This window comes from Virgibacillus halodenitrificans JCM 12304 (assembly GCF_001310895.1).
GTDB classification, from domain to species: Bacteria; Bacillota; Bacilli; order Bacillales; family Amphibacillaceae; genus Virgibacillus_Q; species Virgibacillus_Q halodenitrificans.
This window is the reverse complement of record NZ_BAZS01000007.1, coordinates 45357-59824: the sequence shown is the minus strand read 5'-3', so window position 1 is coordinate 59824 and position 14468 is coordinate 45357. Positions and strand designations below refer to the sequence as shown.

At 37.2% G+C, this 14468-nt stretch carries 18 protein-coding genes, 2 pseudogenes and 1 riboswitch; of the genes and pseudogenes, 9 read left to right on the top strand and 11 right to left on the bottom strand.

Annotated features, from left to right (window positions below; all coding sequences use genetic code 11):
- On the bottom strand, positions 1–321 hold the full coding sequence (locus JCM12304_RS05950; protein WP_060679063.1) for an ArsR/SmtB family transcription factor: 321 nt from the start codon (positions 319–321) through the stop codon (positions 1–3).
- Between the two features lie 188 nt (positions 322–509).
- Here JCM12304_RS05950 and JCM12304_RS05945 point away from each other — a divergent pair, with 188 nt between their 5' ends.
- The 4 genes from JCM12304_RS05945 to JCM12304_RS05930 all read left to right on the top strand — a co-directional run bounded on the left by JCM12304_RS05945 (position 510) and on the right by JCM12304_RS05930 (position 2897).
- Complete coding sequence (locus tag JCM12304_RS05945; RefSeq protein WP_060679061.1) at positions 510–1181, top strand: DsbA family protein; 672 nt, start codon at positions 510–512, stop codon at positions 1179–1181.
- Positions 1182–1184: 3 nt separating this feature from the next.
- Positions 1185–1601, top strand: coding sequence for a disulfide oxidoreductase (locus JCM12304_RS05940; RefSeq protein WP_060679060.1), 417 nt, complete (start codon positions 1185–1187; stop codon positions 1599–1601).
- Positions 1602–1779: 178 nt separating this feature from the next.
- Positions 1780–2688: a YIEGIA domain-containing protein gene (locus JCM12304_RS05935; protein WP_060679058.1), complete on the top strand. Its 909-nt coding sequence runs from the start codon at positions 1780–1782 to the stop codon at positions 2686–2688.
- A gap of 2 nt (positions 2689–2690) precedes the next feature.
- Positions 2691–2897 carry a capping complex subunit for YIEGIA gene (locus JCM12304_RS05930; protein WP_060679056.1) on the top strand — a complete coding sequence of 69 codons (207 nt, stop codon included), beginning with the start codon at positions 2691–2693 and terminating at the stop codon, positions 2895–2897.
- A gap of 31 nt (positions 2898–2928) precedes the next feature.
- Here the strand turns inward: JCM12304_RS05930 and JCM12304_RS05925 are convergent, their stop codons facing one another.
- On the bottom strand, positions 2929–3747 hold the full coding sequence (locus tag JCM12304_RS05925; protein WP_060679053.1) for a ZIP family metal transporter: 819 nt from the start codon (positions 3745–3747) through the stop codon (positions 2929–2931).
- Between the two features lie 214 nt (positions 3748–3961).
- Between JCM12304_RS05925 and JCM12304_RS05920 the strand changes: the two genes are divergently transcribed.
- Positions 3962–4414, top strand: coding sequence for a YndM family protein (locus tag JCM12304_RS05920; RefSeq protein WP_060679051.1), 453 nt, complete (start codon positions 3962–3964; stop codon positions 4412–4414).
- A 124-nt stretch (positions 4415–4538) separates the two neighbouring features.
- Here the strand turns inward: JCM12304_RS05920 and ribH are convergent, their stop codons facing one another.
- The 5 genes and pseudogenes from ribH to JCM12304_RS05895 all read right to left on the bottom strand — a co-directional run bounded on the left by ribH (position 4539) and on the right by JCM12304_RS05895 (position 9277).
- A complete protein-coding gene (gene ribH, locus JCM12304_RS05915) occupies positions 4539–5006 on the bottom strand; it encodes a 6,7-dimethyl-8-ribityllumazine synthase (RefSeq protein ID WP_019377264.1) in 468 nt (155 codons plus the stop codon).
- A 14-nt stretch (positions 5007–5020) separates the two neighbouring features.
- Positions 5021–6215: pseudogene (locus JCM12304_RS05910) on the bottom strand (bifunctional 3,4-dihydroxy-2-butanone-4-phosphate synthase/GTP cyclohydrolase II).
- Positions 6216–6283: 68 nt separating this feature from the next.
- The gene (gene ribE, locus JCM12304_RS05905; RefSeq protein ID WP_060679049.1) at positions 6284–6934 is read right to left on the bottom strand and encodes a riboflavin synthase; all 651 of its coding nucleotides are present in this window, start codon (positions 6932–6934) and stop codon (positions 6284–6286) included.
- Entirely contained in the window at positions 6919–8031 is a 1113-nt protein-coding gene (gene ribD, locus JCM12304_RS05900; protein WP_060679048.1) for a bifunctional diaminohydroxyphosphoribosylaminopyrimidine deaminase/5-amino-6-(5-phosphoribosylamino)uracil reductase RibD, read from the bottom strand. The genes ribE and ribD overlap by 16 nt, the downstream gene beginning before the upstream one ends.
- Positions 8032–8255: 224 nt before the next feature.
- Positions 8256–8403, bottom strand: a riboswitch (FMN riboswitch).
- A 100-nt stretch (positions 8404–8503) separates the two neighbouring features.
- On the bottom strand, positions 8504–9277 hold the full coding sequence (locus JCM12304_RS05895; RefSeq protein WP_019377268.1) for a cupin domain-containing protein: 774 nt from the start codon (positions 9275–9277) through the stop codon (positions 8504–8506).
- Positions 9278–9471: 194 nt separating this feature from the next.
- Between JCM12304_RS05895 and JCM12304_RS05890 the strand changes: the two are divergent.
- Together JCM12304_RS05890 and JCM12304_RS05885 are read left to right on the top strand one after the other, a co-directional pair.
- Positions 9472–9756, top strand: a pseudogene (locus JCM12304_RS05890) (hypothetical protein).
- Between the two features lie 161 nt (positions 9757–9917).
- A complete protein-coding gene (locus JCM12304_RS05885) occupies positions 9918–10427 on the top strand; it encodes a ferritin (protein WP_172675259.1) in 510 nt (169 codons plus the stop codon).
- A gap of 141 nt (positions 10428–10568) precedes the next feature.
- Here JCM12304_RS05885 and JCM12304_RS05880 read toward each other — a convergent pair whose 3' ends face one another.
- Positions 10569–11543 carry an NAD-dependent epimerase/dehydratase family protein gene (locus JCM12304_RS05880; RefSeq protein ID WP_060679046.1) on the bottom strand — a complete coding sequence of 325 codons (975 nt, stop codon included), beginning with the start codon at positions 11541–11543 and terminating at the stop codon, positions 10569–10571.
- A gap of 342 nt (positions 11544–11885) precedes the next feature.
- Between JCM12304_RS05880 and corA the strand changes: the two genes are divergently transcribed.
- The gene (corA, locus tag JCM12304_RS05875; protein WP_060679044.1) at positions 11886–12839 is read left to right on the top strand and encodes a magnesium/cobalt transporter CorA; all 954 of its coding nucleotides are present in this window, start codon (positions 11886–11888) and stop codon (positions 12837–12839) included.
- Between the two features lie 149 nt (positions 12840–12988).
- Here the strand turns inward: corA and JCM12304_RS19955 are convergent, their stop codons facing one another.
- The 3 genes from JCM12304_RS19955 to JCM12304_RS05865 all read right to left on the bottom strand — a co-directional run bounded on the left by JCM12304_RS19955 (position 12989) and on the right by JCM12304_RS05865 (position 13961).
- A complete protein-coding gene (locus JCM12304_RS19955) occupies positions 12989–13132 on the bottom strand; it encodes a hypothetical protein (RefSeq protein WP_256200773.1) in 144 nt (47 codons plus the stop codon).
- Between the two features lie 89 nt (positions 13133–13221).
- Complete coding sequence (locus JCM12304_RS19950) at positions 13222–13530, bottom strand: DinB family protein (protein ID WP_256200772.1); 309 nt, start codon at positions 13528–13530, stop codon at positions 13222–13224.
- A 5-nt stretch (positions 13531–13535) separates the two neighbouring features.
- A complete protein-coding gene (locus JCM12304_RS05865) occupies positions 13536–13961 on the bottom strand; it encodes an RDD family protein (protein ID WP_060679041.1) in 426 nt (141 codons plus the stop codon).
- 141 nt (positions 13962–14102) lie between these two features.
- Between JCM12304_RS05865 and JCM12304_RS05860 the strand changes: the two genes are divergently transcribed.
- Positions 14103–14420, top strand: coding sequence for a DnaJ family domain-containing protein (locus JCM12304_RS05860; RefSeq protein ID WP_256200771.1), 318 nt, complete (start codon positions 14103–14105; stop codon positions 14418–14420).
- Positions 14421–14468 lie beyond the last annotated feature (48 nt).

The following is a 14468-nucleotide window of genomic DNA, read 5'->3' as shown; positions in this document are numbered from 1 at the left end:
CTACTCCACCTCTTTTTTACAACAAGCTACCTCTTCTTCTACTTCTTCAAGAACCTCGTCAAACATTGTCAATAAGTCTCTGACCTTCTGGTTCCTTAAACTGTAATAAATATATTTCCCTTCCTGCCTTCCAACAACCATCCCACATCCTTTTAAACAAGCAAGGTGCTGAGAAATGTTGGACTGACTTGCATTTACGGTCTGAATAATTTCAGAAACCGTTTTTTCATTGTGCTTTATAGCTTCAAGTATTTGAATTCGTGTACGATGTGAAAAGCCATGTAAAAATTTAACCTTAACCTCTAAATCTGAAGTTATCATTTTTGTCACCTCACATATTCATTTATACTAATATGTTATATGTTCATCATATTAGCAATAACGAATATGTGTGTCAACGAAAGATTGCTTACTTTTATGACTATTATTTGAACAAGTTAGATATTGTTCAACTTTAAGATTAATTAATGGTACTATATCATTACATAAAAAAATAAAGAGGTGTTTTAATGAAAGGTAAAAATTCTCCTATCAAAATCACCGTAATTATTACTTTGGTAATTATTGCGTTAATTGTTGCTATTGTGGTGCTTACTAACAATGGCACAGGAAAGGACACGACTACCGGAAATCAACCTTCCATTGAAGGACAACCAGTCATGGGAGAAGAAGATGCTCCTGTAACTATTGTAGAATTTGGAGATTTCAAATGCCCAGCTTGCAAAGCTTGGGGTGAACAATATTTCCCTCAAATAAAACAAGATTATATTGATACTGGAAAGGCTAAATTTGCTTATATTAATGTACTGTTCCATGGAGAGGAATCCAAGTTAGGCTCTCTTGCAGCGGAATCAGTATGGGCACAAAACCCTGATGCATACTGGGATTTTCATAAGCAGTTATTCGCTCAGCAACCAGCAGAAGATCATGATACCAAATGGCTGACAATGGATACTATAACAAAAATAGCTGATAACATGGAAGAAATTGATGGAGAGCAACTAAAAGAGGATATTGAAAATAACACGCATTTGGACGCTGTAAATAAAGATACGGAGTTAGTCACAGAGCACAATGTGGAGTTAACTCCTTCGATTATGGTTAATGACAAAATGATCGAGGATCCTTTTGACTATGCAGCTATTCAAGCAGCAATTGAGCAAGAACTGGAAGGTAACTAATAAATGACAAATAAATCCAGGAAACAACTTTATCTCTATTTCGCTTGGCTGGTTTCAGTTATAGCAACACTTGGGAGCCTGTATTTCAGTGAAATTCTTCACTATATTCCTTGTGAACTTTGCTGGTATCAACGAATTATAATGTATCCATTAGCTTTAATTCTTGGTATTGCTACATTTACGAACGATATTAATGTAAAAAAGTATGTACTGCCTCTCAGTTTAATCGGCTGGTGCATCTCTCTTTTTCACTATCTGGAACAGAAGGTACCTGGCTTTGCAAAACTAAAGGCTTGTGCTGATGGCGTACCATGTGATGCAGCGTATATTAATTGGCTCGGTTTTATTACGATTCCTTTTCTTGCGCTCATTGCTTTTACATTGATTAGTATTTTTATGATTATATTAAGAAAAAAATAAGTAAATGAAGAGCCTTTCTTTTTAGGATGGCTCTTTTTACATTTTAAAAAAACACTCAATTTCGGTTCTTTTTTTAAGTTCTAGTTTATTTCCATGTCCTTTATATTAATTGGGGTAAATTCATTTATCTTGCACATACTAAGTTCACATACATAGTAGTGAATGGAAGGTGATCAAGGTGGAAGGAGCTCAAATTCTGTCTACCGAAGATTTAAGTATAATTGTAGGGTCTATTTTGGTAGGTACCCTTTCCAGAATTCTCATCCTAAAAGAAGATTATCGACAGTATCCTAGTTATCCCAACGGGTACTTAATTCACATGATCACTGGATTCGTCGCTGCAGCTCTTGGGGCAGTTGCTCTTCCAGCTTTATTCAGCAAAAATTTTGTAGCAGTCACATTCTTGACTTTGGCTCTGCAACAATTCCGTGATGTAAGAAAAATGGAAAAAGAAAGTCTGAGTGATTTAGAACATACAGAGTACACCTACAGGGGTGCGGCTTATATTGATGGTATTGCAAAAACTTTTGAATCAAGAAACTATATTGCATTTATTACTTCTTTCCTCGCCTCTATAACAATGATGGTACTTCCCTATGCCATATGGATTAAACTGATTGGTGGTTTCTTAGTAGGATTTGCTGCATTATTCTTATTAAAAAATTTCACTAAAGGAAAAAGCATTGGTGACATTGCCCAGGTAGAAGAGGGAACAATCGAAGTGAAGGATTCCAACCTTTATGTCAATGGCATCTTTATAAGTAATATCTTAGGAACGGAAAATGCGGAAAAACTTTTTCAGGAAGAGGGCATGGCTGTTATTATTACTCCCAATGAAAATCATTACCGAATTAATTTGGACAACTTTGGACAAAGACAAGCTGCCTTATTTGAAGCAACAAGAGCCCTGGGAAATAAACGATATGCTTTTACGAGAAAAGATTATGAGAAAGGTAGAGTAGTTATTACACTGATACCGATTAAACGGGATTTAGATGCACTGATTGAAGCCGTGAAAAAATGTCCTTTATTGGAAAGTGCAAAAAAATCGCATGCTGTCTTGAAAACAAATCTGAAAGGGGATTAGTTATGGGAAGGGAATCCAGTTTGAGACCAGAGTATCAAATTTTGGCATATGTAACCTTAGCTAAAGAAAGAGTTATTTCAAGCAACTGCCTTTGTCTTCTAGCCAAATCAGAAGATGAGGCAAAAATATTAACAGCAGATGTTGCCAAAGCAATGAAGGCAGATGTTACAAAACTAACAAATGGTGACTATGTAATTATCCGTGTATAACAAAAGACGAGAGACATTATCCCCTCGCCTTTTAACCTAAAGCCACATCCAAGATCATCATAATTGTAAAACCAATCATTAAACTCATGGAAGCGAGATCTTTATTTCCATTTTCCTGTGAACCTGGAATTACTTCTTCCGCAACTACAAAAATCATTGCGCCCGCTGCAAAGCTAAGTGCATAAGGCAACAAAGGCTGTATTAAAGTTACGGCAAGTGCACCTATTATACCAGCAATAGGTTCCACCATGCCGGAAGCCTGCCCATACATAAAACTCTTCCTCCGGGACATCCCTTCTCTTCGGAGAGGCATAGAAACTGCTAAACCCTCAGGAAAGTTCTGAATACCTATACCAACAGCAAGTGTTATGGCCCCAGCTAAAGAGGCGGAAGGTAAATCCGCAGCAATTGCGCCAAACGCCACACCTACAGCTAGACCTTCAGGAATATTGTGTAACGTAATTGCCAACACAAGTAATGTACTTCTTTTTTTGCTTCCCGGATTTATTCCTTCTGCTTCATTTATAGACGAAGAAGATGGATGGAGGTGTGGTAGTATTTTATCAGATATCCACAAAAATACTCCTCCAAGAATAAACCCTACCGCTGCCGGGACCCAGACTGGAACTGGCCCTCCTTCCGCCATATCCAACGCAGGAGAAAGCAATGACCAGAAACTTGCAGCTATCATAACACCACCAGCAAAACCTAACATACTGTCCATAAAGCGTTGGTTAAAACCTTTTGTTGCAAAAACTAAAGCTGCTCCCAAGGCTGTCATTCCCCATGTAAATAAGGTTGCTAAGGCTGCTTGGGCTACCGGATCTAAATTCAAAAAATAGTCAACCATCATGCAATGCTCCTTTGTTCAAAAATTAACTCTTTCATTTAGATTACTTCATCTATATTCCCACTTTTACTTGTGTAAACCATATTTTTAAATCTATTTGTGATTATAGTTAACCATTTTGCGTGTGGCAAACATTATGCCTTATAAGTTTATGTAGGGAAATAATAATTGTGAATAGAACAGGGCAGTCTATTCATAAATTGGAGGTGATAAAATGGAACATTGGAAGGCAGTCTTTATGAAGTTTATTATGTGTACCGGGATATTGGGGCTTGTTTTAGGTTTATTTTTTGGTGTATCCTTTCCCAATATCTTCATTCTAAGTGTCCTGCTTACAGTGGTTTCCTATATAGTTGGAGACGTTTATTTATTACCAAGGTTTGAAAATTGGGGAGCAACTTTATTTGACTTCATTCTCGCCTTTGTGGCCATCTATTTATTAGGTTCTTTTTTATTTGAAATGGAAATCCCCCTCGTAACTGCTTCACTTGTATCATCTGCATTTCTCGCAGTTGGAGAGTACTTTTTCCATAAATACATGGCTAATCAAGTGTTGGATGGCCATGCTATCCGATCTGGTGAAGAAAAGGAACTTATTAACCAGAAACTTCAGGCTGAATATAGCGAAGAGCTGAATCAAGGTATTCCGGAAGATAGAGAGGAATGATTATTGGCTAAGCTGAAAATAAGAGGCACTGGTCTGTGCCCCTTATTTTTATAGTAATGAATGAACGAGTTCTGTTCACAGAAATTAACAATATAATAACTGTTGCAAAGTTATTTAAATACCTCTATTTCAATTGTTTATACAAGTTAGCCATTTCAATTGCCGTAACAGCAGCTTCTGCACCTTTATTTCCTGCTTTGGTGCCTGCCCGTTCAATAGCTTGTTCAATTGTGTCGGTTGTCAGCACTCCAAAGATGACAGGAATTTCGCTTTGCATTCCAGCATTAGCAATTCCTTTCGCTGCTTCTCCACTGACATAATCAAAGTGAGAAGTAGCACCACGTATAACTGTACCAAGCGTGATTACCGCATCATACGTTTCTGACCCTGCAAGCTTCTTTGCAGCAAGCGGCAGTTCAAAAGCTCCAGGCACCCAGACAACAGTAATATTATCTTCTTCCACACCATGGCGTTTAGAAGCATCAATTGCGCCTTCCAGCAGTTTCCCAGTAATAAATTCGTTAAAGCGAGAAACCACTATACCAAGCTTTAGTTCTGTACCAATCAAGTTACCTTCAATTACTTTTTTCATTCTAAATCTCTCCTTTAGTATGTTAATAAATGTCCAAGTTTGGTTTTCTTTGTTTGTAAGTATCCTTCATTTTCCATTTTTACAGGCATCTGTAAAGGAACCCGTTCTACAAGCTGCAGTCCATGTCCACTCAAGCCTGCTATTTTACGTGGATTATTTGTAAGTAATCTCATTTTAGTCACACCTAAATCTCGTAAGATTTGAGCTCCCGACCCCGTAATCACGAAGATCTTCAGCGAACCCTAATTTTTTGTTGGCTTCCACGGTATCATAGCCTTCTTGTTGCAATTTATAAGCCTTTAATTTATTGATTAAACCAATACCCCGGCCTTCTTGACGCATATACAACAAAATGCCCCTACCTTCTTCTTCAATCTTCATAAGCGCCCTGTGGAGCTGTGGACCGCAATCGCAGCGATTGGATGCAAAGACATCACCTGTAAGACATTCAGAATGAACTCGAAGTAGAATAGGTTCCTCCCCTGTTATATCCCCTTTTATAAGTGCTATGTGTTCTTTCCCATCTATTGTATTGGAATAACCAACTGCCCTGAAATCACCAAACTCTGTCGGCAGTTCAATCTCAACCTCTCTACTGATCAAAGATTCATGCTGCAAGCGATATTCTATTAATTGTTTAATGGTGATCATTTTGATACCAAACTTTTTGGCAACTTTTTCAAGGTCTCCTACTCTAGCCATTGTTCCATCCTCATTCATAATTTCACATATTACCCCAGCTGGAGAAGCCCCTGCTAGTACAGCTAAGTCAACCGCTGCCTCTGTGTGTCCTGCTCTTCTCAATACACCACCAGGCTTTCCCACCAAAGGAAATACATGACCAGGACTTGAAAAATCAGTAGGCCTTGCATTTGTTTTCACCATTTCTTGTATCGTTTTTGCTCTTTCAAATGCACTAATACCAGTCGACGTCTCTTTATGATCAATACTTATTGTGAAGGCTGTTTCATGACTGTCCGTGTTATGGGTAGTCATTGGATTAAGTGCAAGCTTCTCGCCGATTTTTTCTGCGATTGGAGTACAAATTAGCCCCCTACCTTCTTTAGCCATAAAATTGATTGTTTCCGGTGTAGCATATTCGGCAATCGCCAGAAAGTCCCCTTCATTCTCCCGGTCTTCATCATCACAGACAATAATCATTTTCCCTAACTTTAAATCCTCCAAAGCATCATTTATTTGACTGAACATCCATTTCCCCTTCTTCCTATATTTGAATACTGACATGTTTACTCTTACATACTTATAATCTATGAAGCCTAGAATCCGTTCTTTTGTAAAAATTGCTCTGTTATCTTACTTTCAAATTTCCCTTCTGCTCTCTGTTCATGTACAAAGGAATACAAATACTTTGCCAGCATGTCTGTTTCCAAATTAACTTGATCACCTGTGCCTTTTCTTCCAAGCACTGTCTCTTTTGCAGTATGTGGGATAATTGAAACGATAAGTGTATCTGCTTCAATTCCAAAGACAGTCAAAGAAATGCCATCTATTGCAACAGAGCCCTTCATAACAATATATTTAGAGAAATCCGTAGGTATAGAAATATGAAAGTAAATGGCGTTTTCAGTAGGTTCTTTCTTTAAAATCTCTCCTACACCATCTACATGACCTGTTACAAAATGACCATCAAATCTACCTGTTGCAGGCATTGCCCTTTCCAGATTCACTTCAATACGCTCTTTAAGTGTGGATAAAGAAGTGCTACGGAAGGTTTCAGGCATGACATCAACAGAAAACTCGGTTGAAGTTAATCTAGTAACAGTGAGACATATCCCGTTTACAGCAATACTGTCACCAAGCTTGATTCCTGGCATTATTTTGGTAGCGTGAATTGTAATTTCCATTGCTCTTCCTTGCTGTGCTACTTTCTTTACACTGCCTAATTCTTCAATTATTCCGGTAAACATGGTGTAGATCCCTTCCTTCTTGGTCTCGCTGTAATTTTTAAATCAGAACCGACTTGTTTCAATTCTATGAACTCAAGTTCGTTTGCCTGTTCAACAAGTTGTGCTCCGCTACCTCCGACACACGGTATAGCTTGTTTTCCACCAATTATTTTTGGTGCCATATAGAAAATAAGTTGTTGAAATGCATTTTCTTCAATAAAAGAAGCGTGTATCTCAGAACCGCCCTCGACAAGTAAAGTCACTATATTTCTATCACCTAAATCTTTTAATACATCTTCAATAGAAATTACATTTGAAACCAATTGAACAACTTCAACGAATTCATTACTAATTTTTCTCATTTTATCTGAATCTGCATCTTTACCAGTATAAATAATTGTTTTTACAGCTTGATCTGTAAGAACCTTTGCTTCTAGGGGAATACGTAAATGCGTATCCAAAATAATTCGAATGGGATTTTTTCCACCTTGGGGCAATCTGGTGGTTAAACGGGGGTTATCTTGAATGATGGTATGTATGCCTACTAATATAGCGTCATGTTCATGTCGTAGTTGATGAACGTCGCGTCTGGATTCTGGAGAAGTAATCCATTTGCTGTCACCAGTTGCTGCAGCGATTTTTCCGTCTAATGAGGTCGCTGCCTTTATCGTTACAAAAGGTTGTTTATTTTTAATAAAGTGAAAAAAAGGTTGATTCAGTTCAACTGCTTCTTTTTCCAGAAGGCCTGTTTCTACTTCGATACCTGCCTTCCTAAGTTTCTTTATCCCCTTACCTGCAACAAGCGGATTGGGATCTAGGGAAGCAATATACACACGTTTTATTCCCGCTTGTATAATAGCATCTGCACACGGAGCTGTTCGGCCAAAATGGCTACATGGCTCAAGCGTAACAAATATATCAGCACCGAAAGCTTGCTCGCCGGCAGCTTGAATAGCATGAATTTCTGCGTGTGGTGTTCCAGCTTTAAAATGTGCACCTGTGCCAACAATAAAGCCATCCTTTACAATAACAGCTCCAACAAGTGGATTTGGACTTGTCTGCCCTTTGGCTGCTAAGGCCATCGAGAGCGCCAATTTCATATATTCCTCTTCCTGCAAAGTAGTACTCCTTCCTCTATTTTATTTCTCCAGTAAAATTATTTCTTAAATACGACAAGCCCCGTACACCAATAAAGGCAGTACGGGGCTATAACATGACGAATAACAAGCATTTAGAATTAACAATTGAAAAAGATGGCGTTAAAAGAGTACAGGACATCGGAAGCATCCTGCAATTTCATAGATCGCATCTTTTTTAATAGTTACTAATACATATTTTCCAGTCATTCCTTCTCCCATCCAGACTATACTGTCGGCTTTGGAATTTCACCAAATCCACCGTTTTCATTGCAGAAACCGGGTCACGGACTGAGAGGGAACAAAGCCCTCATCACCGCCGGTAGGGAATTTCACCCTGCCCCGAAGGAAATACCATTATGAATTTGTTGACTAGTATATAACAAAGTTTGTTCTTTCGCAAGATAAAATCACTTTTTACAATATGCAATCCTAATAAAACTTTTAGCTCATGCTACATATTTTTACTTTGCTGAAGAAGCTTGGATTCTCCTGTACGTTCCCATTCTTCTACGGTTTCATAAGCTTTTTCAGGTGAATATCCTTTACCGACAAGAACTCCCATTAGTATAAATTCTTGAAGAATATGTGTTGCATTTATACCTCTTTTAACGTCTTCCAGGCCTTCATTCACTAGATACTCTGTATGCATTATCCATTCATCTGGCGTCATACCAAAAACATTTATATCCTTATTACTATTATTGTTTTCGGTAGTTGAAGATGACTTACTAGCCTGAACAGTCCCGAATGGATGATTAGGTGGGGCATAGATAGAGTACAGTTTTAAAGGTTTATTACCAGTATTAATTACGTTATGCCACGTGCCAGCAGGGACGAAAATTGCCGAATTGTCATGGATCTGCTTCTCGAAATTTAAATCTTCTTTGCTCCCACCCATTCTTACAATTCCCTGTCCTTGCTCTATTCGTAAAAATTGATCTGTATTCGGATGGACTTCTAAACCAATATCATCACCAACATTAATACTCATTAGAGTTACTTGTAAATGTTCTCCTGTCCAAATCGCAGTGCGGTACGTCTTATTTCTTATGGAAGCTTCTTTAATATTAACCACAAATGGACTTCCTCCATAGTCTTTAATACGTAAGTTTTCATTATTTTGAATATGGTTACGCATCATGCTGTTAAAATAGAGCTGTCTTTCGTCTGGGTAAATATACATATTATTATAATATGGATTTGGATAGCCATAGAAATAGTACACTTTTATCATTCCTTTCAAAAAACTTATAAATAATATATGTATAAATCTGGGGTAAGTGTCTAATAAAGAATATTTGACCAGAATAGACATAGAAAGATTGTACAGAATTGAATTATCAACGTAAGTAATGGTTAAACTTACTTGTACAGCTTACATCAAAATTTTTTGTGAAAAACGTGAAAGGATTGATCCCCATCGATTTTCCAACAATTCATACCAATATATGGGATAGTGTTATTGCAGTACCGGTTATAGTGTTGCTAACACAATGCTTTAAACTATTTCCGATACCACATCAATAATTTCCATCTATTGCAAGCATCCTAGGATTTATTATTTCAATATTCATTAGCCATAAAGGAGATGTATGGGCGGGTATTTTTATGGCGGCTTTTTATGGTGCAGCAGCAGTAGGTACTTATTCCTCTCTTAAGACTACATGGATCGCTTTTAAAAGGAAGAAAAATAGCCAGCACTAAGGAGAAATGTTTTATAAATTATAGCCTTTTTTCAATCTGTGAAAGACCCGTTTTAATTTAAAATTAATTATTAAGGGATTAATAATTTACTCTATTTCAGTAACTTATGATCATTCTGGGGCATAACCTTATTGAAATAAGGATGAAACGGAGTGTGTAAATTGATAAAAGAGCAAGTTCAACAACTTATTAACAACTTAATTCAAATTGAACAGGTCTCTACCACTTTATATTTAGCAATGGCAGCTTACCTGGATCGCAAGAATTATACGGGTATGGCAAACTGGTTACGTGTACAATCGGAGGAAGAAAGAACCCATTTATTAACTCTAATCGATTATTTAACCGGGAAAGATGGTGTAGTTAAGCTAGGCCAAGTGCCAGCTCAAAAGGATGACTTCGGAACTCCTCTTCAAACTTTTGAAAGAGCGCTCGAGCACGAACAATATGTAACAAATGCCTATCGTCAGGCGCATGATTATATAAAGAATGTTGATCCTCAGACAGTCGTAATCGTTCAAGACTTTTTAAGAGAACAGATTGATGAGGAAGCTCAAACATTAAACATTGTAGAAAGACTAAAGATTGCGGATGAAAATTCATCAGCTTTATTACTTTTAGACCAAGAGTTAGGGCAGAGACAACCTGCTACCGCAGCTGCAGGAGGATAAAAAATTTAATAGAGAGGGTGCCTTGCACCCTCTCTATTACTTAATCGAATAGCTTTCTTAAATTATAATGTTTTGTAATTTTCCTCTTTTAAAATCTATCAAGTATTGATTCAATTTTAAACAGCCATCTGAAAAGCTTTTTTAGCAATTTACCGCTTTTTTAATAGATTCAATAATCGCTTCTTTTATATCATCTTCTTGGTAATTTAACACGGGCATTGTTTCTTTAGGATCAAGATATGCTCCTCTATTTTGCATTTCTGCAGTCTGAGCTGCATGGATCGCTCTTTCTTTTCCTTCATAAGCCAGTTTTTCATCAGCTTTTTGAAACGAAGGCTTCATTTGCTCTAGTGGTACTACTTTTATCTCTGTATCTTCTTGTTCAAGCGCTTCTGCTATAATTTTATAAAACTCAGCATAGGACATATTTTCACCACATATAGCATAACTCTTCTTGTGCTCCCCATTTTCCAAAGCTCCAACCGTTGCTTCTGCTACCTGCTTCACTGTAACCATAGCTGTTCCACCTTGCAATACAGGCACAACATCTTTACCCTCTACCTGAGGTAAAAACATCTTCCAAAGCGGCGTACGCCCAGGCATTGTGCCGAAAATGTACGGGAGGCGTAATGCCATGACTTCCATTTCATTTCCACCTTCCATAAAGGCGATCTCTTCTTGAAGTTTTCTTGTTCGCGGGTATGCCTCTGTTTCAAAAAGATTTAGATCCTGCCATTTCTCAGCAAATTCCACGTGATATGATCCATGAATCACAAATTTTTTAACACCTGCTCTTTTGGATAGCCGTGCGAGACGTTGGGTTGGCAATACATTCTGTTCATAATAAAATTTCTCAGCTGGTGCCTGCGGAATTGTTCGTTCATCAACTCCCGCTGCATAAACAAAGCTGTCACAATCCCGAAGCAGCTCCACTATTTCCTCATCTGATAATGTATTAATATCTCCTAAATGTTTCTCCACTTCCTCAGGCATCATCTGATTCATTAGTTTTTCTTTTCTTGCTATTGTTTTTACTTCATACCCTTTAGCTAATAATTCTTTAATCGTTTGAAAACCGAGCAGTCCTGTACCACCCAGTACAAAAGTTTTTGCCATTTGTTACTCCTCCTTACGGGCATAATTTGCCCTCTAGGATTATTCCACCCTTATAAAAAAGTTAATCCTTCTATTAAAAAACGACAGGAGAGCAATAGTCCTAAATTACTTAATAATTATGCAGAAACGCAACACTTAATATAAAGGCCTAGCCCTTCAAAACAATAACGAATTAGGTTTTCGGTAACCTTTGTCTGCATATTTTACCTTCCCATTTTAACAAGTTTAAACAATCCTTGTTAGTAAAAGGTCTATATTTTTTCTTTCTGTAAGCCGATTGTTTTGGATTTAAAAAGGGTAAATAGTTAATGATAATCACTGAAGAGGGAAGGAGCATTTATATTGATCCATCTATATGGAGTAACTGCACAAGGAAAACTAGAAAAAAACATACCAATAACATCTTTTCATTTTTCTAATTATAAATGGATCTGGGCAGATTTTAACCAGCCCACGGAAGAGGAAGTTAACTACCTGACAACCGTATTTCAATTTCATCCACTCGCTATTGAAGATTGTATGCACAGATTACAACGTCCTAAACTGGATTATTATACGGATTATACGTTTTATGTTACCCACAGTGTGCGGGTGGAGAAGGATGAACTCATTAAAGAAGAACTGGACTTTTTTGTAGGTGAGAATTTTATCGTTACTTTTCACCGTGAACCATCTATAGAAGTAACTCAAGTTAAAGACAGACTCCTCGGACAGAACGGAACGGAGAACTGGGATACGTATGATGTATTCCACCAAATTCTTGATAAAATAGTAGATAATTATTTTCCGTTAATTTATGACATTGAAGATGAATTGGATGTCATCGAGGATAATAGAAATAACAGAACGATGAATGACTTGGTTACAGAACTATTTGATATTAGGCATATGCTGGTAAATCTTAGACATACCGTCAATCCAATGCGGGATTTACTATATCGCATGTTAAATTCCCAGCACCAGGCTGGTGTGAGGGAAAGGAAAGAGTATTTTTCTGACATTTATGATCATTTATTGAAAATTTCAGAAATGATCATGTCCAATCGGGAAATTACTGCAGATATTAGGGATAGCTATTTATCTTTAAACGCACACCAAACAAACAATGTTATGAAGGTTTTGACTATCATCACATCGATATTTGTTCCCTTGACTTTTATAGCAGGTATATATGGAATGAATTTTACATACATGCCTGAATTGACATGGAAATACGGCTATTTTGTTTCTCTTGGTGTCATGGGAATAATTGCCGTGGCTATGTACATGTGGTTTAAGAAAAAAGGCTGGTTTTAATGCCAACATAGCATAAACTTCATTGCAAATCTTTATAATTAAAACAAAGGGGTAGGGCAGCTAAAACTGGCGGCCCTACTATACTTTTCTGTTAACAGATTTAGGTCATAACCTTCATTTCTTCTTTTAAAATCATTTTATCTAAATACTTATGGGTTAATTTGATTCCTCTCCAAATGTTTACGAATAATACGAATCTGCCCCCTGTGATTTAACTCGTCTTCAAAAACATGAAACCAGCGAAAGTAGTTGTTGGCTAAGTGATCTGGACCAAATGGAGACACTTCATCCAACCAATCATCCTCTTTTTCTTTAAATCTCTTAAATGATACTTCTCGAACAGCATGTAATCTATCTGTATAATATGCCAGTTCATTTCCCCTTATCTGTTGATGCGCATCTTCACCAAGGTTAAGCCTAAGTGGAGCCTATCCATCTCCTTCTCGTTAGGTCCTCTGCCATCAAATGTTATAATTTGATAGACCTCTTCCACACAGCTCATATGATATAGCAAACAGCCTATCGAATTCCCTTGATCATCAATACGATAGTCCAGTTCTTCTTTCGAAAGATTAGCGGCCGCTTCTACTGTTGTCATCCTAGTGTATTCCATCATCGAAAGTAATCTCCCTATGTTTGGTGAATACCCTTCCATTTCATCGATCATATAACGATCTGTATTTTGCATCATTGCTATCATCTGCTTTCTGCATCATTTTTAGTATCATAAACTACACGTGTACCGGCAATAAAATCATGAATAGCACGGTTATCCTCTCTTATCCCTACCATAAAAGCACTTACAATAACCCCCACACCCAGTGTTAGCCCGTAAACTACTCCGCTAACGATATACCAAAGAAACATAGTCCATAAGGTTACTTTTTCTCCTGTCATTTTAATAATATGAATATGTGTCATTCGTTTTCCCAGCGTATAACCTCCCCATATCACTGGAAGTAATAAGTTGTATAACGGTTCGATAGCATCAACCCACCTAAGTTCGTCTTGAAAAGCTACTCCAAATAAAAAGTAAGAAAGAATACCAACCGTTACGGTAATAATAATAACATCTAAAATAGTAGCCAAAAACCTGACTTGGAAACCAGCTGTATCTTTCACTATGCATTCTCCTTTATTGCAGCTTCACATTAATTACAAAGTTTTCCAATTATAGTTTTCACATTACCATAATTACCATATAATTGAAATATCTTATAATATGAATAACACATACAAAAAAATGAATAGGAGTGTAAATCAATGGATAAGAAATACAATGATTTGATTGGTGACATTCTGGATGCAGCGGGGGAAAAAGATAACTACAGTGGACCTGGAAAAGGAAAGCCGATTCCCAAAGCCAATACAAAATACGATTTATTTCAAAATTTCCAAAGAGTAGCTAAGGAAAATGGCTATCTACCACCATGGTTAAAGCTTCAAAAAGAAATAACACGGTTGATTCATACTGCAGCTACCGAACAAGATATCAAAGAAATCAACAAAAAAATAAGCGCCTACAACCAACTTTGCCCCTCACCATTGCAAAAATCCCCCCGTTCATCCAGACAGACTTGATAAAGCAAAAAAAACCTGGAATATGTAGGGTGAAGCGGGTATAGCTTA